This window comes from Pseudomonas sp. N-1-13, from assembly GCF_057787095.1.
In genome coordinates this window covers 2,349,742-2,368,530 of the sequence record NZ_JBYNRI010000001.1, presented here as the reverse complement: position 1 = coordinate 2,368,530, position 18,789 = coordinate 2,349,742, and the positions used below count along the sequence as shown (strand labels likewise).

The window sequence follows — 18,789 nt, the reverse complement described above, 5'->3', positions numbered from 1 at the left end:
ATGGGATTCTCTGTTCTTGTTTTATGAAGAGCGTTCAGGGATAGGAGACGTAGACGTCGGTCAGCAGGTCCGCCGCGGTGGGCTTGGGATCGGACTTGGCTTTGTACACGGCGTTTTCGATCAGCAACTCGATCTCCTTGTCGATCTGGTCCAACTGCTCGACGGTGAGCAATCCGGCCCGCGTGGTGCGCTCGCGAAACTGCATCAGGCAATCCTGGTTCTCGCGAAAATGCTTGACCTCGTCGGGTGCCCGATAAGTCTGGGCATCGCCCTCGAAGTGGCCGTAGTAACGGGTCAGCTTGACCTCGATCAGCGAAGGCCCCTCCCCGGCACGGGCGCGTTCGACGGCGGCCCCGGCGGCTTCATGCACGGCAAAGAAGTCAAAGCCATCCACCGTCACCCCGGGCATGCCGAAACCGGCGGCGCGGTCGGCAATGTGATCGCAGGCCACCGACCAATTGGACGCGGTGGCTTCGGCGTAGCCATTGTTTTCAGCGATGAACAGGCACGGCAGGTTCCACACCGAGGCCATGTTCATGGCTTCGAATACCGCGCCTTCGTTGGAGCCACCATCACCGAAAAACACCACGGCGACGCTGTCGGTGCCCTTGAGCCGGGCGGCCAGCGCGGCGCCCACCACCAGGGGCGCGCCCGCCCCGACAATGCCATTGGCGCCGAGCATGCCTTTCTCGAAATCGGCAATGTGCATGGAGCCGCCCTTGCCTTGGCAGACGCCGGTCTTCTTGCCGTAGATCTCGGCCATCATCCCGTACACGTCCACGCCCTTGGCGATGCAATGACCGTGGCCTCGGTGGTTGGAGGCGATGCAATCGTCATCGCCCAAATGGGCCATGACGCCGGCGGCCGACGCCTCTTCGCCGGCATACAGGTGGACGAAACCGGGAATCTCGCCAGTGGCGAACTCCACGTGCAGGCGCTCTTCGAAAGCGCGGATGGTGCGCATCACCTGATAGGCGTGCAGCAGTTGATCGTGGGTGAGCGGTGTCGACATTTTTATTCTCCTGGGGTGTCTTCTTGAAGATTCAGAGGGTGTTGCGGGTGTTCGCGGCCGATGGCCAGCAAACGCTGTTGCGCGGCGTAGGCCAGCACCGCGTTGACATCGATGCTCAGCGGGCCGCCGGCATCGAGGGTGACCGTGGGCCGGTCCTGCGCGTTGAATTCGATTTCCCGTTCGCCGTCCAGGGCCAGGGTGCCTCTGGAGAGCGACAGGCCATGGGCGATGCCAGGCTCCAGGGGCCCGGCGGCGAGCACGCCACAGCCTTGCAACAGACCAGGGGCCAGCGGCACCAGCAACGCTTCGGGCGATTGCGGGTCCAGGCGCATCCAGGCACCACCCGCTGCCTGGCGTGACACCGGGAACCACAAGCCGCACAGCGCCGACAGGCCGATGGATTGCGGCTCGGCGAAGGTCACGAACACCTCGGCCAGGTCCTGCGCCCGACTGATGGCCCGGGCGCCGACAAAGCGCAGCGGCGACACGGCGACGTCCACCAGGGCGACTTCGCGCAAACCGCGTCCGGCATCGCAGACCAACAGGCGTTTGTTGCGACGCAGGCCGATCTGCGCAGGTATCCGGCCGCTGGCGTACAACCCACCAGCCAATCCGGCACTGGTGGCTTCGCGCAGTTCGGGGAAGGCGTTATTGGTGCCCGTGGAGAGGGTCAGCAGCGGGATATCAGCGACTTCGGCGGCCACGGCCTTGTGGGTGCCGTCGCCGCCCAGCACGGCGATCAGGCTCACCTCGCGTTCTGCCATCAGGCGGGCGGCCTGACGCGTATCTTCGACGGTCTGGCGCAGCGTCAGGTCGAGAAATTCCAGGGCCGGCCAATGGCTGCTGCGCGCCTGGCGGCTGTGGCTGTTCTTCAGCACGGCGGCGGCAATGCCGGTCATGTCGGTCGGCATCAGGACCTGCTCGATACCGGTGGCACCAAAGGCGGCCAGCAGCCGCTGGATCACCGAAACCTTGTCGGTGCTGGAAAACAACCCGGCGTTGGCGGTCAGGCGTCGCACATCGCGCCCCGACGCCGGGTTGGCAATGATGCCCACGGTCAGTGGACGGCGACTCATGGCGCCACCGGCAGTTGAGTAGATGGACGACCTGGGCAGCAAAACCCTCGGTGCAGAGACATGGGACACCTCGTTTTTTATTATTGGCAGTCCGAACGGGTCGGCTGCAGACGCTAGAGCAAGGGCGGTGCCAGATACCGATAGAACCGGCGAAAGGCCTGGAACAGAGCCCTCGCAGCGCCTCCTCCGAGGGAATCCACCCACGCGCTGTGAGACGCGACATGTCAGCCTGCACGAGGTTCTGGCGAGACCGTGAGACGTGGCGTCTCACACTTGCCGGTGCGGCTCGCCGAGCTTGTCTGCGCACAACGAACGGCGCTTAATGAGCGCACAACGATAAGAAGCTGAAACGGAGGCCCGTATGCTTTCCGCTCACTCCCGGGCGCATGTGGATTGCGTCAGCCGCGTACTGAAAAACGCGGCGCAACTGCCACAGCTGCCCGTCCCGGACCTGATCCTCGACTCCTGGCGTCGCTCCATGGAGCAACATCATCTGGACCCCGGTTCGCTGCAGGGCCCGCGCATCCTGTCCCAGGACGTGCTCAAGCAATGCCGCGAGCGCTCGGAACTGTTCCTTAATATCGCCAGCGAAGAAGTCGCCCGGCTGCATGGTCGGGTGCGGGATGCCGACTACTGCGTGCTGCTCACCGATGCCCAGGGCCAGACCATCGATTACCGGGTGGAAACCACCATTCGCAATGACTGCCGCAAGGCCGGGCTGTACTTGGGCACCTGCTGGTCGGAGGGGGAAGAAGGCACCTGCGGCGTGGCGGCGGTGCTCACGGCCAAAGCCCCGGTGACGGTGCACAAGCGCGATCATTTCCGGGCGGCGTTCATCGGCCTGACCTGCTCCGCCGCGCCGGTTTTCGACCCGCAAGGGCAGTTGCTCGGGGTTCTGGATGTCTCGGCGGTGCGTTCACCGGATGATCGACGCTCACAGCACCTGATCCGGCAGATGGTGGTCCAGAGCGCTCGGGAAATCGAACAGGCGTTTTTCATGAGCAGCGCCCAGGGCTACTGGGTACTGCGGGCCCATCGCAACGCCGGCTACGTCGACAGCCAGCCGGACTTGCTGTTCGCCTGGGACGACGACGGTTGCCTGCAAGCCCTGAACCCCGCAGCTCGCCAGTACCTGCTGCAACACTACGGCCAACTGCCGCAACACATCAGCCAGGTGTTCGACCAGCAACTGCTGCACCGAGCCCGCGACGAGCGTCTGTATCCGCTGTCCAGCCCCGGCATCGAGTCGCCTTTGCATGGTCGCCTGAGTGCGCCGCGACAGCGGGCCAATCCGCGCCCCCGGGTTGCCATGGCCCCGGTGGAGCTGGATCCTCGATTGGCCGACAGCCTGCGTCTGGCGGTACGGGTCAAGGATCGCAACTTGCCGGTGCTGATCCAAGGCGAAACCGGCTCTGGCAAGGAGGTATTTGCCCGCCAACTGCATCAGGCCAGCCAGCGCCGTGACCGGCCGTTCGTGGCATTGAACTGCGCGGCGATTCCCGAAAGCCTGATCGAAAGCGAGTTGTTCGGCTACGTTGCCGGGGCCTTCACCGGGGCCTCGGCCAAAGGTATGCAGGGCCTGCTGCAACAAGCCGATGGCGGCACACTGTTTCTGGATGAAATCGGTGACATGCCGCTGGCTTTGCAAACGCGCCTGCTAAGAGTATTGGCCGAAGGTGAAGTGGCGCCACTGGGGGCGTCACGGCGCAGGGCCGTGGACATTCAGGTGATCTGCGCCACCCACCGGGACCTGGAGACATTGGTCGCCGCTGGCGGGTTTCGCGAGGATCTGTACTTTCGCCTGGGCGGCGCCCGCTTCCAACTGCCGCCGCTGCGTGAGCGCAGTGATCGGCTGGCGTTGATCAACCGCATCCTTGAGGAGGAATCGGCGCAGTGCGGGGGGATGGCGCAATTGAGCGGCGCAGCCCTGGAATGCCTGCTCGGTTATCACTGGCCGGGCAATATCCGCCAGTTGCGCCATGTGCTGCGCTACGCCTGCGCGGTGAGCGAGGCGAGTGTGATCCAGCTCAGTCACCTGCCCGAGTCATTGCACTGCACACAAGCGCCTATGGACGCACCACAACCCAGCGCCAGCCCGGAGCGTCAGATGCTGCTCGATGCGCTGGTGCGGCATCGCTGGAAGCCCACCGCCGCTGCACGGGCGCTGGGCATTTCCCGAGCGACCCTGTACCGAAGGGTTCACCTGCATGGCATCGAAATGCCCGGCAGAAGCCCGGCGTGAACCAACGCTTATCTTCGCGCCAGCGCATGCCGCACGCACTGTTCGTAGTAGGTCTGTTTGATGGCCGCGGGCTTGAGACGTGAAGCGCTGTTATAGGTCTGTTCGGTGATGCCCAGGGCGGTCATGCGCATCCACGGCCGGGGAAACTTGCGCACCTGCAACCTTTTGCGCGCGCCGTACAAGGTGATCCCGGAAAGCTTCGACGCCTGGGCGCCGGCGGCAATGTCCGAACCCCAGCGGCACACCGACTGCTGGTTTTTCGTCAGGGCCTTTGCCTGAGCCTCAAGCGAAACGACCAGGAGACACGTCACCACGACCCACATAGAAATCCGCATAGGTTTGTCGCCCAACTTTCTGAAATAAAAGAAGTTTGACAACCTTGGAAAGAGCAAGGGGCCAGCACGGCTACGCAATTCCTAGTAGGGAGGGATTTATCTGTGGGAGCAAGGCTTGCCCGCGATGAACGATAACGCGGTTCAATTGTTCGACCGCGGTGCGGCTATCGCGGGCAAGCCTTGCTCCCACAGATCCCTTCGCCTTAAGCAAGCTCCCTTGCCACGGGTTACTGGCTGGCCTTGGCTTCCTCCAACAATTGCTCAATCACCCGTTCCTGCTCGGCATACCGCCCTTCGCCAAAGTGGCTGTAGCGCACCTGCCCCTTGGCATCGATGAAGTAGTGGGCTGGCCAGTACTGATTGTTGAAGGCGCGCCAGATTGCATATTGGTTATCGATGGCCACCGGGTAGTTGATCCCCAGCTTGCGAACCTGCTCGCGCACGTTGTCGATGATTTTCTCGTAGCCGTACTCAGGTGTGTGCACGCCGATCACCACCAACCCCTCCTTCTCGTACTTGCGCGCCCAATCGTTCACATAGGGCAGCGTGCGCTGGCAGTTGATGCAGTCATAAGTCCAGAAATCCACCAGCACCACTTTGCCCCGCAGTGACTCGCTGCTCAAGGGTGGCGAGTTCAACCATTGCACGGCGCCCTCCAGGGACGGCATCTCGCCCTGAGGCTGAAGCGATTCCAGGGGGGCCGCGCTCGCCTTTTCGACCAGGTAATCGATGGCCTTGGGCACATTCTTCAGTACCCCCTGCTCCAGGGTCGCAGCCCCTTGGGAGGAGGTACTGGCCAACAGGCGATCATCGGCACCCGTGCCAATCGCCACGGCTGCCAGCAATACCACGACACCGGTACCCCGGCGCAGCCAAGTGGTGATCGGCAATGACAGCTTGAGGCGGTCGGCCAATCCGCGCCCGGCCAGGATCAGCACACCCAGCGACAAGGCACTGCCCAGCCCGTAAGCGAGCAGCAGCAGACTGGTTTCAGCACTCGCGCCTTGCAGCATGGCCCCAGTCAGAATCACCCCGAGTATCGGCCCGGCACACGGCGCCCAGAGCAGCCCGGTGGCGACCCCGATCAGCACCGAGCCCACAGGCCCGGCCATTCGTCCGGCGCCGTTATCGATACGGTTGCCCAGGCTCACCAGCGGCCGCGCCAGCCATATACCGACCCGGCTGAACATCAGCGACAAGGCGAACAGCACCATCACCCACAGAGCGATTTGCCGGCCAACGCTGCTGGCTCGCACCACCCACTCGCTGCTGACCACCGCCAGACTCGAAACCAGGGCAAACGTCAGCACCATGCCGGCCAGCGTCAGCAGTACCGAGCCCCGTGAGCGATTGGCCCGGGCAAACAGAAACGGCACCACCGGAAGAATGCAGGGACTGAGGATCGTCAGGATCCCGCCCAGAAAAGCGATCAAAAGCATGGCAACACCTCAACGGTAGGTAGATAGACTGAACACACCAAATCGGGCGGCGCCTCTGTGGGAGCAAAGCTTGCTCGCGATAAACGACGACGCGGTATTGCCAGGAATCGAGGCGCCTGCATCGCGAGCAAGCTTTGCTCCCACAGATTTACTGCCACAGGTTGGCTGCCACGGCGAGTCAGTTCTGGTTGCTGCAGTTGTCAGCCAGCTTGCGATAGTCCAGCGCCTGCTTGTGGCCCGCTGAGTCGAGGTAGGTCATGCGGGCATTCACCACGCCGCAGGCCGGGGTCGGATCTTCGCTGAGGGACAGGACCTTCTGGATATCCAGGTGGGTGCCATAGGCGTAGGTCTGAGCCTGGACGTGACTCTCGGCCCGAGCCGACAAGGTGCAGATGTTCAGCGCGGCGAAAAGGCAGGCGGCGTAGACGGCTTTGGTGTTCATGGCGGTATCCTCGATGCATTCAATGGGTGGGTTTTTCGGCCGGGGCGTGTTGTGCCGCCTCGATGGATGCCATTGAATGCCCGTGAGGTATCGCGTCTGTATCGGGCAACGCGGCTTTTTGAATCCCTGTGTATCCGCCGCGCGCCAGATACACTGCAATACAAACCGCCGCGAGCCGGGCTGGCCGGCGCCTGTAGACTGATCACAACGAAACGCCAAGGGGCAGAACACCATGGATCACGTCGATCATGTGTTGATCGTGGATGACGATCGCGAAATCAGAGAGCTGGTGGGCAACTACCTGAAAAAGAACGGCCTGCGTACCACCGTAGTTGCCGATGGCCGGCAGATGCGTGCCTTTCTGGAAACGACCCCGGTGGACCTGATCGTGCTGGACATCATGATGCCGGGCGATGATGGCCTGGTGCTGTGCCGGGAACTGCGCGCCGGTAAACACAAGGCCACACCGGTACTGATGCTCACCGCCCGCAACGATGAAACCGACCGCATCATCGGCCTGGAAATGGGCGCCGACGATTACCTGGTCAAACCCTTCGCCGCCCGGGAGTTACTGGCGCGGATCAACGCGGTGCTACGGCGTACCCGCATGCTGCCGCCCAACCTGGTGGTCACCGAAAGCGGTCGCCTGCTGGCGTTCGGCCGCTGGCGCCTGGACACCACTGCACGGCACCTGCTGGACACTGACGGCACCATGGTCGCCTTGAGCGGCGCCGAATATCGCCTGTTGCGGGTGTTCCTCGACCACCCGCAGCGGGTGCTCAATCGCGATCAGTTGCTGAACCTGACTCAGGGCCGGGACGCCGATCTGTTCGATCGCTCCATCGATCTGCTGGTCAGCCGCCTGCGTCAACGGTTGCTGGATGATGCCCGGGAGCCGGCCTACATCAAGACCGTGCGCAGCGAAGGCTATGTGTTCTCGTTGCCGGTGGAGATCCTTGAGGCGTCGGTATGACCCTGCCGCTGCGCTGGCCGCGCACCCTCGCCTCGCGCCTGTCGCTGATCTTCCTGATCGGCCTGATCCTGGCCCAGGGCCTGTCGTTCGGCGCCCAGTATTACGAACGCTACCAGAGTGCCAAGACCACCATGCTCGGCAACCTGGAAACCGACGTCTCGACCTCGGTCGCCATTCTCGACCGCCTGCCGGCTGCCGAGCGCCAGGCCTGGCTGCCGAAACTCGCCCGACGCAACTATGGCTACCTGCTCGATGAAGGTCAGCCAGGCCAGCGAATGCTTCCTGACAACGCCCCGGTGTCGGTGACTTCAATCCAGGAGGCCATCGGCCAAGCCTACGCTCTGACGTTCACCGACATTCCCGGACCGAAGCAGCATTACCAGGCGCACCTGCGCCTGGCCGACGGCAGCCCGCTGACCATCGACGTGCGCCCGGCGATGATGCCCCTCTCCCCCTGGCTCCCGGTGGTGTTGCTGGGGCAACTGGCGCTGTTGATCGGCTGCACCTGGCTGGCCGTGCGCATCGCCGTCGGCCCGCTGACCCGACTGGCCCAGGCGGTGGAAACCCTGGACCCGAATGCCCACAGCGTCCGCCTCGACGAAAAAGGCCCGACCGAAGTGGTGCATGCCGCCAAGGCGTTCAATGCCATGCAGGACCGTATCGCCGCCTACCTCAAAGAGCGCATGCAGTTGCTGGCGGCGATTTCCCATGACTTGCAAACCCCCATCACGCGCATGAAGCTGCGCGCCGAGTTCATGGACGACGGCATCGAAAAGGACAAGCTGTGTAGCGACCTGAGCGAAATGGAGCACTTGGTGCGCGAAGGTGTGGCCTATGCCCGCAGCATCCATGGCGCCACCGAAGCCAGCTGTCGCATCAACCTGGATGCGTTTCTCGACAGCCTGGTGTTCGACTATCAGGACATCGGCCAGGACGTGCAGCTATCCGGGAAAAACGCCGCGGTCATCGACACCCGGCCCCATGCCCTGCGCCGGGTGCTGGTCAACCTGGTGGACAACGCCTTGAAGTTCGGCGGCGCGGCGCAGATCCAGGTGCAGCGCACTGACAGCGGACAACTGGCGATTCAAGTGCTGGACCGTGGCCCCGGCATCAATGAGCAGGAGCTGGCCGAGGTGCTCAAACCGTTCTACCGGGTGGAAAGCTCGCGCAACCGGGAAACCGGTGGCACCGGGTTAGGGCTGGCCATCGCCCAGCAACTGGCGATCGCCATGGGCGGTTCGCTGACCTTGAGCAATCGTGACGGCGGCGGGTTGTGTGCAGAGTTGCGGCTCAGCCGGGAAATTTAACCCCGATCCACCTGTGGGAGCGAGCCTGCTCGCGATGGCGTCGGTATAGCCGACATCTGTGCAAGCTGCACCACTGCTATCGCGAGCAGGCTCGCTCCCACAAAGGTTCAGCCCCAGGCTTTAATGTACTCGGGCTTTGTATGCCAATGTGTCCGCCACAGGCACGGTTACACAGGCTTGCAAACGCCCGAATTCCAGACACACCCCACTTACACCCGTTTGAAAAACTCCCTCGTGTTCCCGGTCGCTATTCAAGATCGGGCCCCACACCCAAGGAGCCTTCTCATGCCTGCTTCCACGTTTCGTTTCCAGGGCTGGTCGCTGTTCAGCCTGCTTGCCGCCCTGGTGCTGTTGATGACCGCACTGACCCTGGCGCTCAACCCGGACCTGACCGAGGGCGTGCGCAGCGCCATTCGCGCCACAGCCCGCTCATCCTTCGCCTTGTTTCTGCTGGCCTTTACCGCCTCGGCGTTCGCCGTGCTGGTGCCGTCGCCCCTGAGCCGGTCCCTGGTCCGCGAGCGACGTTTCATCGGTTTGGCCTTCGCATTTTCCCATCTGGTGCACGCCGTGCTGATCTACAGCTATGGGCAGCTCAACCCCGAGTTCTGGCCGGGTCGCACCACCGTTGGCAATATCCCCGGCTCCGTCGGATACGTGTTCATCCTGCTGCTGGCCCTGACCTCCTTCAAAAGCACCGCGCGCCTGATTGGCGGCAAAACCTGGAAACGCCTGCACGTCAGCGGCATGTGGGTGCTGGTGGCGATCTTTGCCTACTCCAACTTCAAGCGCATTCCCATGAGTGCCTGGTACGTGCTGCCCTTCGGCCTGACCTGCGCCGCCATCGCGATTCGTCTGGTGGGCAAGCTCGCCCAGGCCAACGCGCGCCGAAGGAGTTCATCCCCGTCGGGCCGCGCAGCCGCCCCTCTGGTTGCCACTGACCACTCGAATTGAGCCCCTGGGAGATCGATCATGTCTGCAGATGTTTTGAAAGGCCTGCGCACAACACTCGATCAGACCGGAACGTGGCTCGGGCCATTGGGCCTGCGCCTGTTCCTGGCCTGGGAGTTTTTCGAATCCGGTTGGGAGAAATGGCAGGGCGACAACTGGTTTGCCCAAATCCAGGCCGCGTTCCCCTTCCCCTTCAACCACTTGCCGGCCAGTTGGAACTGGGAACTGTCGATGTGGGCCGAACTGCTCTGCGCCCTCGCCCTGCTGATGGGCCTGGGCACTCGCCTTTCGGCGCTGGTGTTGATGGTCGTCACGGTCGTCGCCACCGCCGCCGTGCACTGGCCGGCGGATTGGTCAACCTTGAGTGAACTGGCCCAGGGGTACGCCATCACCAACAAAGGCCACGGCAACTTCAAACTGCCGTTGATCTATCTGGTGGCGTTGTTGCCGCTGCTGTTGCAGGGGGCCGGGAAGTTGAGTGTCGATGCGCTGCTCACTCGGGGATACCGCCGATAACATTGCCTGATACATATCCCTGTGGGAGCGAGCTTGCTCGCGATGGCGGTGGACCAGTCACATCGAAGTTGGCTGGAATACCGCTATCGCGAGCAGGCTCGCTCCCACAAGGAGGTTCTGCGCTTAACCGCCGGATTGCGCTTGCACGCCGACCACCCCTTCCCTGTGCATCTGGCGCAACAACATCACCGCGTTGTCCATGAATTCGTTTGAATCCACCCCCGCCTCCCGCGCCAGCGCAAACAACTGGTCGCGCCCAGCCAACCCGGGAAACTGCTCGATACGCTGCAACAGCCGCCAGGCCAACGGACTGAGCTCGGAAAAGCGCACCGCAAACCCAGGCGTTCGCCGCACCAGCAGCAGCGTCGGTTGCGGCGGTGGCGTCGTGGGCTGGTAGCCCGGCGCCAAGCGATGCACCGGCCAGAGGTACGCCAGCGGCCAGGCCAAAGGTGAAACACGCAAAGGCTGATCGAGCAATGCTGCCTCGTCACTGGCCGGCAGCGACTCGGCTTGCGCTTGCAGCAGTGCCATTTCGACCCACTCGTAGTGAGCCAGCTCGGCCACGAACGCCGGCTCGTCAGGCGACTGCCGGGCCGCGAGATAGCCCACGAACTCCCCGGCAATGTCTGCGAACCGGGGGGCTACGCAACGATGCTCACGCAAGAAACGGCGTACGCAGGCCCGCCACGCCTCCTGCCCCAGCACGCTCACCAGTACCGGGAATGTGCCGCTGAGCAACGCACGCATGTTTTCGAAAATCAGGTCCCGATACACCTGCGCCCGAGCCACGTCCATGCCCGGCGGAATCGGGCAGTGATCAGGATCGCGCAGGTAGCGGGTCAACGCCTGTTGCTGTTGCTGCAGTGTCTGCATGATTTCAGCCATGGGCCACCGCCTGCCCCGGCTCGGCCTGATCCTGCAATCGGCGAATAGTCTGCAGTTCGGCGGCCAGCACGGCGTAGGGCGGGAAATTGAAGTCCCGCTCGAGCAAGGTCGGCTGGACGCCGAAACGCGCGTAGGCCTGAGCCAGCAAAGCCCAGACCAGCGGTTTGACCGGCGCGCCATGGCTGTCGATTTTCAAGGTGTCGGACTCGTCGTAGTGCCCGGCCACGTGCATGCCCACTACCCGCTCAGGCTCAAGACCGGCCAGGAATGCCTGGGGATCGAAGCCGTGATTGACCGAGTTGACATAAACATTGTTGACGTCCAGCAGCAGGTCGCAATCGGCTTCGTGCAATACCGCGCGGGTGAATTCCAGCTCCGTCATGTCTTGCTGCGGGGCGGCGTAATAGGAAACGTTCTCCACGGCCAGGCGCCGCCCCAGTACGTCCTGGGCCTGCCGAATCCGTGCCGCTACGTGATGCACCGCCTCCTCGGTAAAGGGCAACGGCAGCAAGTCATACAAGTGCCCTTCATCGCCGCAGTAACTCAGATGCTCGCTGTACATCGGTACATTGAAGCGCTCCAGGAAGTCGCGCACCTGCGCCAGAAACGCCAGGTCCAGCGGCGCCGGTCCGCCCAAAGACAGCGACAGGCCATGACACGACAACGGATAGCGTTCGGCCAGCCCATGCAAAGCGGCGCCGTGAGCGCCGCCAATGCCGATCCAGTTCTCCGGGGCCACTTCGAGAAAGTCGAAATCCCCAGCGGGGGCCTCGCGCAGTTCATCGAGCAAGGCGCGGCGCAGACCCAGGCCTACTGAGGGTTTGGTAATTGAGGGGGTGACCTGTACGGCGGGGCCTTTCAGGCCTGAATGTTGAGGCATGGCACATCTCCTTGGGGTAAGAGATGGGAAGCCATGAAGGGCGATTGCCAATCAGTCTGTAAAAACCAAACCCTGTGGCCAGGGAGCGGCTCCCTGGCCACAGTTGTTCGCTCGACAGGGCATCACTGGCGCCTGCCCCGTCAGACTTCCCACCGGTGAAAGTCAGGACTCGATAGCCGCCCCGCACTTGCCCTCGCCGCATTTGCCTTCGGCGCTCTTGGCCTGGCCCGCCAGGTATTTCTCGGCCTCAGGCAACGAGATGCCGCCATCATGGTTGGCGTCGATCTTGTCGTATTCAGCCGCGCGCTCCGGCGCCGCCGCAATGAACTCCTCGCGTGAAACCTTGCCGTCGTGGTTGGTATCGGTCTTGGCGAATTTATCTTCGCCGCACTTGCCCTCAGCGGGTTTCTTCACCGTATCGGCCGCCGCCAGGGTGTAGCCCTGGGCCAGATCGTTCATGGTCAGGGCCGAGGCTGCGGTGGAAAGGCCAAGGCCGCCGACCAGGGCCAGACCGAGTGCAAGAGACGAACTGCTGGAGAAGTTGAGCATGGGGGTGTTCCTCGAAAGTTCAGATACGCCAGTCACCGGCACCGGGGATCGGTGTCGGCTGGCAGGCGTAGTTAACCGTCGATGTGTATCCGGGCTGTGTCGCCAGCCGAGGTGAAAACAAGCAAATGTATCCAGGCCGCCCTGCTACACACTGGGATACACGCCCATGCGCGCGTGGCCGGTCGATCCGAACGAGCGCGGCATCGTTGTGCAGACCGCCAAACAGCTGCCGGGGAATCGCCAGGACAAGGAATGAGCCAGGCCTCTGCGACGACCGTTTTGCCTGAAGGCCAATAGCCAAGCGCCTCTGCGCCGTGTCAACTGTCGGAACGGTTAAGTTAATTGAGCCGACAGCCGATACAGGGACGTGCGGGATATTTCGCGTTTAGCTGATGGCTTGTTTATGAATGAAGATGCTGGCAACGACTCCACCGTTTCGCCCCCAGGCCTGCCCAGCCAGAGCTTCACCCGTCGCACCTTCCCGGCCATCATGCTTTTGCTGTTCGTCATGTCAGCACTGGCTATCGCACTGTTGCTCAGCATTACCGGGGCCCAGGATAGGCGCGCCCGTGAACAGAGCCTGTTTTTCGCCCAGCGCGCCATCGACGGTATCCGCGCCGGCATCGGGCGGGACCTGAGTGACTATTCCAAGTGGAGCGACGCCTACCGGCATCTGCATGTCGAAATGGACAAAGACTGGGCCTATGACCAGGAAAACGTCGGCAGCAGCGTTTTCGGGCTCTACGGCTACCAGGCGGTGTTTGTCATTTCCCCGACCGGCAAAACCGTCTATTCGGTGATCAATGGCGATATGAGTGAGGTCGACGCCGACACGTGGCTGGCCGGTGACCTACAAGGGCTGGCGAAGAAAGCCAGCGACCCGCAGAACCGCGATGAAGTCATCGTCGAGCTGCTGCATCACGACGGCGCACCTGCGTTCGTCGCCGCCTCGGCCATCACCGTCGGCACCGACGACAGCGTGCCCGAAATCCCGGGGCCGCCCAGTTTGCTGCTGTTCGTGAAAGTCCTTGATGCTGCCTCTTTGCAAAACCTGGCGCGAGACTTTGCCCTGCCAGATGCCCACATCACCCATGCGCCGGAGCAGATGGACACGGCCCGGATATCCCTTGACGGCCAGACCGGCGAGGCTTTGGCGTGGCGTCCGGAGACCCCCGGCAACGACCTGCGCAAGGCCCTGCTGCCCTTGCTGGTCCTGGCGCTGCTGGTGTTGGCCATCCTCGCGCTGGCAGTGCTGCGCCATGCCCTGGTCATGCTTCGCGCCCAGGAACGTCAATACGCCAGCCTGTTGGCCCACCGCAAGGCACTGGAACGTAGCGAAGAACGTTTTCGGGATATTGCCGAAGTGTCCTCCGACTGGTTATGGGAAGTGGATTCGACCGGGACGCTGACCTACCTGTCGGAACGTTTTGAACAAGTGACCGGCTTCAACCCCACACAATGGCTGGGCAAGCCCCTGCATCGGTTGCTCCATCCCCACGGTGGCTCGATTTCGATTGCCCAATGGCTGCTCGGCGGGGCCAACAGCGATTCGTCGGCCCCGTTGTTATGCGAGTACACCGCGCGCAATCAGCGTATCCGCACGTGCAAACTTTCGGTCCGCGCCATCGAAGCCGGCACCTTGGGCTTTCGGGGCACCGCCACCGACATTACCGAGGAGCTGCGGGCGCTGGCCCAGATCAAGCACCTCTCGCTGCACGACCCGCTGACCGGGCTGGCCAATCGAAACCGGTTGTTCGATTGCCTCAGCGAACACCTGGACCCGGCCGACGGGGCACCGCTGGCGGTGCTGAACCTGGACATGGACCGGTTCAAGCCGGTCAACGATTCCCTGGGGCATGCCGTAGGCGACAAAGTGTTGCGGGAAGTGGCCCATATCCTTCAGCAGAACGTGCGCAGTTCCGACCTGGTGGCCCGTCTGGGCGGTGATGAGTTTGTCATCGTCATGCCCGATCCCGGCAGTCCCCGGGACCTGGAACAACTCTGTGAGCGCCTGATCGATTGCATGCAGCGCCCTATGCACCTGGACGGCAACACCTTGTACCTGGGCGTGAGCATCGGTGTGGCCTGGTCGCAACCCGGTGACGAGCGCGCCACTGAATTGTTGCGTCACGCGGACATCGCTTTGTATGCGGCCAAGGCGGCGGGCCGCAACACCTGGCGGGTCTATGAGGAGGCCATGGGCAACATGGCTCGCGACCGTCGGCGCTATGAGCAGCAACTGCGCGACGCCATGCAACGCGAACAACTGGAGCTGCGTTACTTGCCTCGCTTCGATGTGTGCGCCGAACAACTGCACGGCTTCGAGGCCCAGACTTTCTGGCACCATCCCGAGAAAGGTGAACTGGGTGGAGCGGACTTCATCCCGATCGCCGAAGCGTCTGGCCAACTGGAAGAGCTGGGGACCTGGATGTTGATCAACGTCTGCGAAGAAGCAGTGACCTGGCCCACCGCTGTCAACGTTTCCGTCGCGGTTTCGCCCAAGTGGTTCAGCAGCAGCTTCTTGCTCAATCAGGTGCGAACGGCCCTTGAGACAAGTGGCCTGGTCCCCCAGCGCCTGACCCTGGAAGTGGCCGAAGGGGTTCTGCTGATCGACCACAAAGCGGTCGCCAGTACCCTTCATGCGCTCAAGGACCTGGGCGTGCGCATCAATATCGACAAGTTCGGCACCAGCATCGCCTCCCTTCGCGAGGTACTGAACCAACCGTTCGATGGCATACGCTTTGATCGCAACATCCTGTCGCAGCTGGGCCTGGAACACGATCGCGAAGGCGTGCTGGCGATGATCCGACTCAGCCGCAGCGTGGGTCTCATGGTCACCGCCGAAGGCATCGAAAACGCCCGGCAATTCAGCCAATTGCGCAGCGTGGCCTGCGACCACGTACAAGGCCCCTACTTCGGCTCGGCCCTGGCCCGCTCGGAAATGGCCTCGTTCTTTACAACACCCCGGTGGTTATAGGGCATCGTTCTGGATGACTTGAAACCACTCTTTGCGCTCATCCAGCGTGTGCCGAATCAATTCGACAAGCATCTGCACTTGCGGCATGTCCAGGGCGTGACTGCCCACGGCCATCCATAACTGACGCTGCATCGGGTGCTCGAATACCCTCGGCAACGCGATCAGGCCACGGTCCAAGCCACTCATGTACTGAGGCAACAGACCGATGCAGGCGCTGCAACGAATCATTTCCAGCATCAACGCGTAGGATTGCACCTGCACCACGCCCGCGCGGCGTTGCTCCATCAGAGCGTTCCACGGCGCGAAGCTGTCCACCTGACCGTCTGGCTGCCATTGCACAAGCATGTAGTCGCTCAGGTCGTCCAGGCACTCGGGGCGGGTAGCCGGGCGTGAGTAGCGCTTGGCGATGTGTGGCACATAGTCCAGCCGTGCCAGTCGTTCGGGTGATTGCGTGGGAAAACTCGGCCCCGGTCCCAAGGCGTGCGAATCACTCAACCACAGCACCAGGTCGGCACTGATGGCTTGCAGCGCCAGCTCACTGTCCAGGGTGATGATCTGCAACCGCACACTGGCGTTGCGCCGCAGCAAAGAGATCAGGTCACGGCCCAGGATGTCGTGCAGAATCGACTCGGCCACGGCCAGGCGGACCCGTGGTTGATCATTGTGCGGCACTGAGCTTTCGTGGACCTGTGCAATCAATCGCGCCTGCAGCTGCCGGCCCTCGCGACTGAGGGTCAAGGCGCTGCCCTGGAAACTGAACAACGAGCGTTGCAGCGTCGCCTCCAGCTGCGCCAACTGCTTGCGCAGCCAGGTCGCTTTGACGTTCAGGCTGCGAGCCGCCTGCATGAAACAGCCGCAACGGGCACTGACCAGAAAACACTGCGCCACCTGAGGCGAAATGCCGGATGCCTGGACCAGCCAGGGCTCAGCGATGCGCGACGGTGAGCGATACTCGGTGACAGCCTGGCGTCCTGCGGGCTCGATGAATGACATAGGTGACTCCCTGTCGGTTGTACGGGATAAGCGTTGATGCACACTCCAGCCAAGCATAATTCCCGTGGCGAGGGAGCTTGCTCCCTCGCCACAAAAGCTTGGTGCGGGCTTGGCTAGCGCGCCTCCTCCAGCACCTTGCTCAACTGCGCGCCATCAATGCTCAGGGTCGCGGTGTCAAGCATGCCGTCCAGGTAAGCCTTGGCAATCTGTTCCTGGCGCTGGGCACGCAAGGCCTGGGTCAGGCGCTCGCGTACTTCCTCCAGGGTTGCTTCCCGGGGCGGCTGTTGTTCAGTGAGTTTGATCACATGGAAGCCCGCCGCGCTCTGCACCGGGTCCGATACGGCGCCGAGCTTCAAACGCGCCACAGCCTCACGCACTGGCGGCACCAATTGCTGCAACGGTTGCAGGCCACTGTCGCCACCGCGCTCGGCACTGGTGCGATCCTGGGAAAACCGGGTCGCCAGGGCGGCGAACTCTGCGGGCGACGCCTGGGCTTTCTGGCTCAACTCGACGGCTCTGCGGCGCGTCGCCTCCATTGTTTGCGGCTCGGTGGCGGCCAGGAATATCTGACTGACCCGGTACAGCGCCGGCACTGCCCAGTTGGCTTTCCCTGCCTCGTAAGCCTGCTGCAATTCCTCCTCACTGGGATACTCGGCCGGCACCTGACTAACCGACTGCAAGTAATCACGAAACACGATCTGCTCAGCCGCCGCCCGGGTCTGGCTTTCCACCTCCGGGCGCTGACGCCAGCCCTGGGCATCGGCCTGTTCCAGCACGGCTTTTTCCGCCAGCCGCGTACGGATCCAACCCTCCAGGACCGCTCGGTTACCGAGCATCTGCTGACGAACTTCCGGCGCCAGCGCTGACAGCAACACTTTGAGCTCTTGCGGGCTGACTTGCTGGTTGCCCAAGCGGGCCAGACTCGGCGAATCGGCCGAGGCAACGCTGACGGTCTGCACCGCCGCTACCGGATCGCTGCCCGGCCTCAGGCCAAGCACAACAGCCACGGCGACCAGGCCCAACGCGGCGGCGCTGATAACAAAAGTCGGTTTTTTCACGATGCGGTGGCCTCCTCCAACGGCGGCTCGGCGGGTTCAACCTGGGGCTGCATCCGTGCCGCGTTCTGGCTGTACTCGCGCAGATAAACGATGAACTCCTGCAACAGGCGATCCCACAACTCCAGGTTGCTGCGCAAGTGATCTGCGCTGACACCTGCGGCGACCACGACATCCATTTCCATCACCAGGAACTCGCCCTGCACCGACAACCTTGCAAAACGCCGCGAAGCGTTCCATAGCTCGGCCAGACCGGCCGGCAACTCACCCTGTACCCGCAAGGCGCAGCTGAAGGTGAAGTCCAGATACTGATCAGGCGCGGCCGACAGGTTGCCGAAGCGCACCGCATAACCAATGCCCTGGCTGGCGCTAAGCAGTTGCACGATGCCGTTCTGTTCCGTTTCGTTGACCCGGTACCCGGCGGCTTGCAACAGCTCGGTCAGGGACGTTGGGCTGACGTGTTCAATCAATGAAGTCATGGTCGACTCTTCCTTGCGCTATCAATGGGTGATCGAGGCCTGGGGCGCATCGAAACGGTTCTTGTAGAGGTCATCGCCAAAGCCCTGGGCCAGCTCTTCGAAACGCACCCGGGTCTTGGCGGCGAAGGGCTGGCGGATTTTCATGACGTCGGTGACGTCAATGGTTTCGTAGGCGTGGAGCAGCGTCTTGGCGACTTCGTACATCTGCTGATTCTTGACCGAACATTGCTGCACTTGTGTGTCACGCTCACTCAGTTGAGCTTCCAGACGAGCACGTTCGGCTTCCTTGCCACGGGCCAGGACCAGCAACTCGTCATAGGCTTTCTTGAACTTGCCGATCTGGTCATTGCTGGCCGCCACCTGGGCCTGGGCCTGGCTGCGCAGGCTCTGCTCGTGCCCGGCCAATTGCTCGTTCAGGGCCTGGGCCTTGCTCAACTGCGCGGTCAATTGCTTGATCTGCTCCTGGGCTTGCCGGGCCTGGTCTTGCGCCGCCTGCCGGGCGGCGCTGGCCTGGGCCTGTTCACTCTGCAAGGTTTGCAACTGCGCGGTGGTGCTGCGCAATTGCGCCCGCAGGCGTTCTTCCATTCCTTCGCCGTGGGCCGTGCCGCTTAACAGCAGGCCCAGCACCAGCAACGCTACCGGACAATGGTTCATGGCTCGCCTTTTCATGAGGCCTCCCTG

18 protein-coding genes are annotated in these 18,789 nt (G+C 62.8%); 6 read left to right on the top strand and 12 right to left on the bottom strand.

Features of this window, described 5'->3' with window-relative positions:
• Nucleotides 1–34: 34 nt before the first annotated feature.
• Together AC3I65_RS10775 and AC3I65_RS10770 are read right to left on the bottom strand one after the other, a co-directional pair.
• Nucleotides 35–1,012, bottom strand: a complete 978-nt coding sequence (locus AC3I65_RS10775) for a thiamine pyrophosphate-dependent dehydrogenase E1 component subunit alpha (protein ID WP_047228963.1) — start codon at nt 1,010–1,012, stop codon at nt 35–37.
• A 2-nt stretch (nt 1,013–1,014) separates the two neighbouring features.
• Nucleotides 1,015–2,088 carry an ATP-NAD kinase family protein gene (locus AC3I65_RS10770; RefSeq protein WP_487777793.1) on the bottom strand — a complete coding sequence of 358 codons (1,074 nt, stop codon included), beginning with the start codon at nt 2,086–2,088 and terminating at the stop codon, nt 1,015–1,017.
• Between the two features lie 361 nt (nt 2,089–2,449).
• On the opposite strand from AC3I65_RS10770, the gene AC3I65_RS10765 reads away from it, so the two are divergent.
• The gene (locus tag AC3I65_RS10765; RefSeq protein ID WP_439125715.1) at nt 2,450–4,330 is read left to right on the top strand and encodes a sigma-54-dependent Fis family transcriptional regulator; all 1,881 of its coding nucleotides are present in this window, start codon (nt 2,450–2,452) and stop codon (nt 4,328–4,330) included.
• A gap of 8 nt (nt 4,331–4,338) precedes the next feature.
• Here AC3I65_RS10765 and AC3I65_RS10760 read toward each other — a convergent pair whose 3' ends face one another.
• The 3 genes from AC3I65_RS10760 to AC3I65_RS10750 form a co-directional block, all read right to left on the bottom strand.
• On the bottom strand, nt 4,339–4,665 hold the full coding sequence (locus AC3I65_RS10760) for a hypothetical protein (protein WP_274091100.1): 327 nt from the start codon (nt 4,663–4,665) through the stop codon (nt 4,339–4,341).
• A 227-nt stretch (nt 4,666–4,892) separates the two neighbouring features.
• The gene (locus tag AC3I65_RS10755; protein ID WP_047228960.1) at nt 4,893–6,104 is read right to left on the bottom strand and encodes a cytochrome c biogenesis protein DipZ; all 1,212 of its coding nucleotides are present in this window, start codon (nt 6,102–6,104) and stop codon (nt 4,893–4,895) included.
• A 178-nt stretch (nt 6,105–6,282) separates the two neighbouring features.
• Complete coding sequence (locus tag AC3I65_RS10750; protein WP_047228959.1) at nt 6,283–6,546, bottom strand: DUF2790 domain-containing protein; 264 nt, start codon at nt 6,544–6,546, stop codon at nt 6,283–6,285.
• A gap of 232 nt (nt 6,547–6,778) precedes the next feature.
• On the opposite strand from AC3I65_RS10750, the gene AC3I65_RS10745 reads away from it, so the two are divergent.
• From AC3I65_RS10745 to AC3I65_RS10730, 4 genes are all read left to right on the top strand, one after another.
• Nucleotides 6,779–7,519, top strand: coding sequence for a response regulator (locus AC3I65_RS10745; RefSeq protein WP_003202589.1), 741 nt, complete (start codon nt 6,779–6,781; stop codon nt 7,517–7,519).
• The gene (locus tag AC3I65_RS10740) at nt 7,516–8,826 is read left to right on the top strand and encodes an ATP-binding protein (RefSeq protein ID WP_076385208.1); all 1,311 of its coding nucleotides are present in this window, start codon (nt 7,516–7,518) and stop codon (nt 8,824–8,826) included. Before AC3I65_RS10745 ends, AC3I65_RS10740 begins: the two co-directional genes overlap by 4 nt.
• Nucleotides 8,827–9,111: 285 nt before the next feature.
• On the top strand, nt 9,112–9,777 hold the full coding sequence (locus AC3I65_RS10735) for a ferric reductase-like transmembrane domain-containing protein (protein ID WP_047228957.1): 666 nt from the start codon (nt 9,112–9,114) through the stop codon (nt 9,775–9,777).
• A gap of 18 nt (nt 9,778–9,795) precedes the next feature.
• Nucleotides 9,796–10,290, top strand: coding sequence for an HvfX family Cu-binding RiPP maturation protein (locus tag AC3I65_RS10730; protein ID WP_047228956.1), 495 nt, complete (start codon nt 9,796–9,798; stop codon nt 10,288–10,290).
• Between the two features lie 123 nt (nt 10,291–10,413).
• Here the strand turns inward: AC3I65_RS10730 and AC3I65_RS10725 are convergent, their stop codons facing one another.
• The 3 genes from AC3I65_RS10725 to AC3I65_RS10715 form a co-directional block, all read right to left on the bottom strand.
• On the bottom strand, nt 10,414–11,175 hold the full coding sequence (locus AC3I65_RS10725; protein WP_107321683.1) for an HvfC family RiPP maturation protein: 762 nt from the start codon (nt 11,173–11,175) through the stop codon (nt 10,414–10,416).
• The gene (locus AC3I65_RS10720; RefSeq protein WP_488523710.1) at nt 11,168–12,055 is read right to left on the bottom strand and encodes an HvfB family MNIO-type RiPP peptide maturase; all 888 of its coding nucleotides are present in this window, start codon (nt 12,053–12,055) and stop codon (nt 11,168–11,170) included. Before AC3I65_RS10720 ends, AC3I65_RS10725 begins: the two co-directional genes overlap by 8 nt.
• 162 nt (nt 12,056–12,217) lie before the next feature.
• Nucleotides 12,218–12,604, bottom strand: a complete 387-nt coding sequence (locus AC3I65_RS10715; RefSeq protein WP_047228954.1) for an EF-hand domain-containing protein — start codon at nt 12,602–12,604, stop codon at nt 12,218–12,220.
• A 403-nt stretch (nt 12,605–13,007) separates the two neighbouring features.
• On the opposite strand from AC3I65_RS10715, the gene AC3I65_RS10710 reads away from it, so the two are divergent.
• Complete coding sequence (locus AC3I65_RS10710) at nt 13,008–15,581, top strand: bifunctional diguanylate cyclase/phosphodiesterase (RefSeq protein WP_488523709.1); 2,574 nt, start codon at nt 13,008–13,010, stop codon at nt 15,579–15,581.
• On the opposite strand, the gene AC3I65_RS10705 is transcribed toward AC3I65_RS10710, so the two are convergent.
• From AC3I65_RS10705 to AC3I65_RS10690, 4 genes are all read right to left on the bottom strand, one after another.
• A complete protein-coding gene (locus AC3I65_RS10705) occupies nt 15,576–16,574 on the bottom strand; it encodes a LysR family transcriptional regulator (protein ID WP_047228952.1) in 999 nt (332 codons plus the stop codon). The genes AC3I65_RS10710 and AC3I65_RS10705 overlap by 6 nt on opposite strands.
• A 113-nt stretch (nt 16,575–16,687) precedes the next feature.
• Complete coding sequence (locus AC3I65_RS10700) at nt 16,688–17,632, bottom strand: peptidylprolyl isomerase (protein ID WP_488523708.1); 945 nt, start codon at nt 17,630–17,632, stop codon at nt 16,688–16,690.
• The gene (locus tag AC3I65_RS10695) at nt 17,629–18,108 is read right to left on the bottom strand and encodes a YbjN domain-containing protein (RefSeq protein ID WP_076385216.1); all 480 of its coding nucleotides are present in this window, start codon (nt 18,106–18,108) and stop codon (nt 17,629–17,631) included. The genes AC3I65_RS10700 and AC3I65_RS10695 overlap by 4 nt, the downstream gene beginning before the upstream one ends.
• Before the next feature lie 21 nt (nt 18,109–18,129).
• On the bottom strand, nt 18,130–18,777 hold the full coding sequence (locus AC3I65_RS10690) for a hypothetical protein (RefSeq protein WP_047228949.1): 648 nt from the start codon (nt 18,775–18,777) through the stop codon (nt 18,130–18,132).
• Nucleotides 18,778–18,789 lie beyond the last annotated feature (12 nt).

Excerpts from the sequence above, each read along its gene's own strand:
- AC3I65_RS10775 (WP_047228963.1), bottom strand. The coding sequence starts at position 1,012 with ATGTCGACACCGCTCACCCACGATCAACTGCTGCACGCCTATCAGGTG.
- AC3I65_RS10770 (WP_487777793.1), bottom strand. The coding sequence starts at position 2,088 with ATGAGTCGCCGTCCACTGACCGTGGGCATCATTGCCAACCCGGCGTCG.
- AC3I65_RS10765 (WP_439125715.1), top strand. The coding sequence starts at position 2,450 with ATGCTTTCCGCTCACTCCCGGGCGCATGTGGATTGCGTCAGCCGCGTA.
- AC3I65_RS10760 (WP_274091100.1), bottom strand. The coding sequence starts at position 4,665 with ATGCGGATTTCTATGTGGGTCGTGGTGACGTGTCTCCTGGTCGTTTCG.
- AC3I65_RS10755 (WP_047228960.1), bottom strand. The coding sequence starts at position 6,104 with ATGCTTTTGATCGCTTTTCTGGGCGGGATCCTGACGATCCTCAGTCCC.
- AC3I65_RS10750 (WP_047228959.1), bottom strand. The coding sequence starts at position 6,546 with ATGAACACCAAAGCCGTCTACGCCGCCTGCCTTTTCGCCGCGCTGAAC.
- AC3I65_RS10745 (WP_003202589.1), top strand. The coding sequence starts at position 6,779 with ATGGATCACGTCGATCATGTGTTGATCGTGGATGACGATCGCGAAATC.
- AC3I65_RS10740 (WP_076385208.1), top strand. The coding sequence starts at position 7,516 with ATGACCCTGCCGCTGCGCTGGCCGCGCACCCTCGCCTCGCGCCTGTCG.
- AC3I65_RS10735 (WP_047228957.1), top strand. The coding sequence starts at position 9,112 with ATGCCTGCTTCCACGTTTCGTTTCCAGGGCTGGTCGCTGTTCAGCCTG.
- AC3I65_RS10730 (WP_047228956.1), top strand. The coding sequence starts at position 9,796 with ATGTCTGCAGATGTTTTGAAAGGCCTGCGCACAACACTCGATCAGACC.
- AC3I65_RS10725 (WP_107321683.1), bottom strand. The coding sequence starts at position 11,175 with ATGGCTGAAATCATGCAGACACTGCAGCAACAGCAACAGGCGTTGACC.
- AC3I65_RS10720 (WP_488523710.1), bottom strand. The coding sequence starts at position 12,055 with ATGCCTCAACATTCAGGCCTGAAAGGCCCCGCCGTACAGGTCACCCCC.
- AC3I65_RS10715 (WP_047228954.1), bottom strand. The coding sequence starts at position 12,604 with ATGCTCAACTTCTCCAGCAGTTCGTCTCTTGCACTCGGTCTGGCCCTG.
- AC3I65_RS10710 (WP_488523709.1), top strand. The coding sequence starts at position 13,008 with ATGAATGAAGATGCTGGCAACGACTCCACCGTTTCGCCCCCAGGCCTG.
- AC3I65_RS10705 (WP_047228952.1), bottom strand. The coding sequence starts at position 16,574 with ATGTCATTCATCGAGCCCGCAGGACGCCAGGCTGTCACCGAGTATCGC.
- AC3I65_RS10695 (WP_076385216.1), bottom strand. The coding sequence starts at position 18,108 with ATGACTTCATTGATTGAACACGTCAGCCCAACGTCCCTGACCGAGCTG.
- AC3I65_RS10690 (WP_047228949.1), bottom strand. The coding sequence starts at position 18,777 with ATGAAAAGGCGAGCCATGAACCATTGTCCGGTAGCGTTGCTGGTGCTG.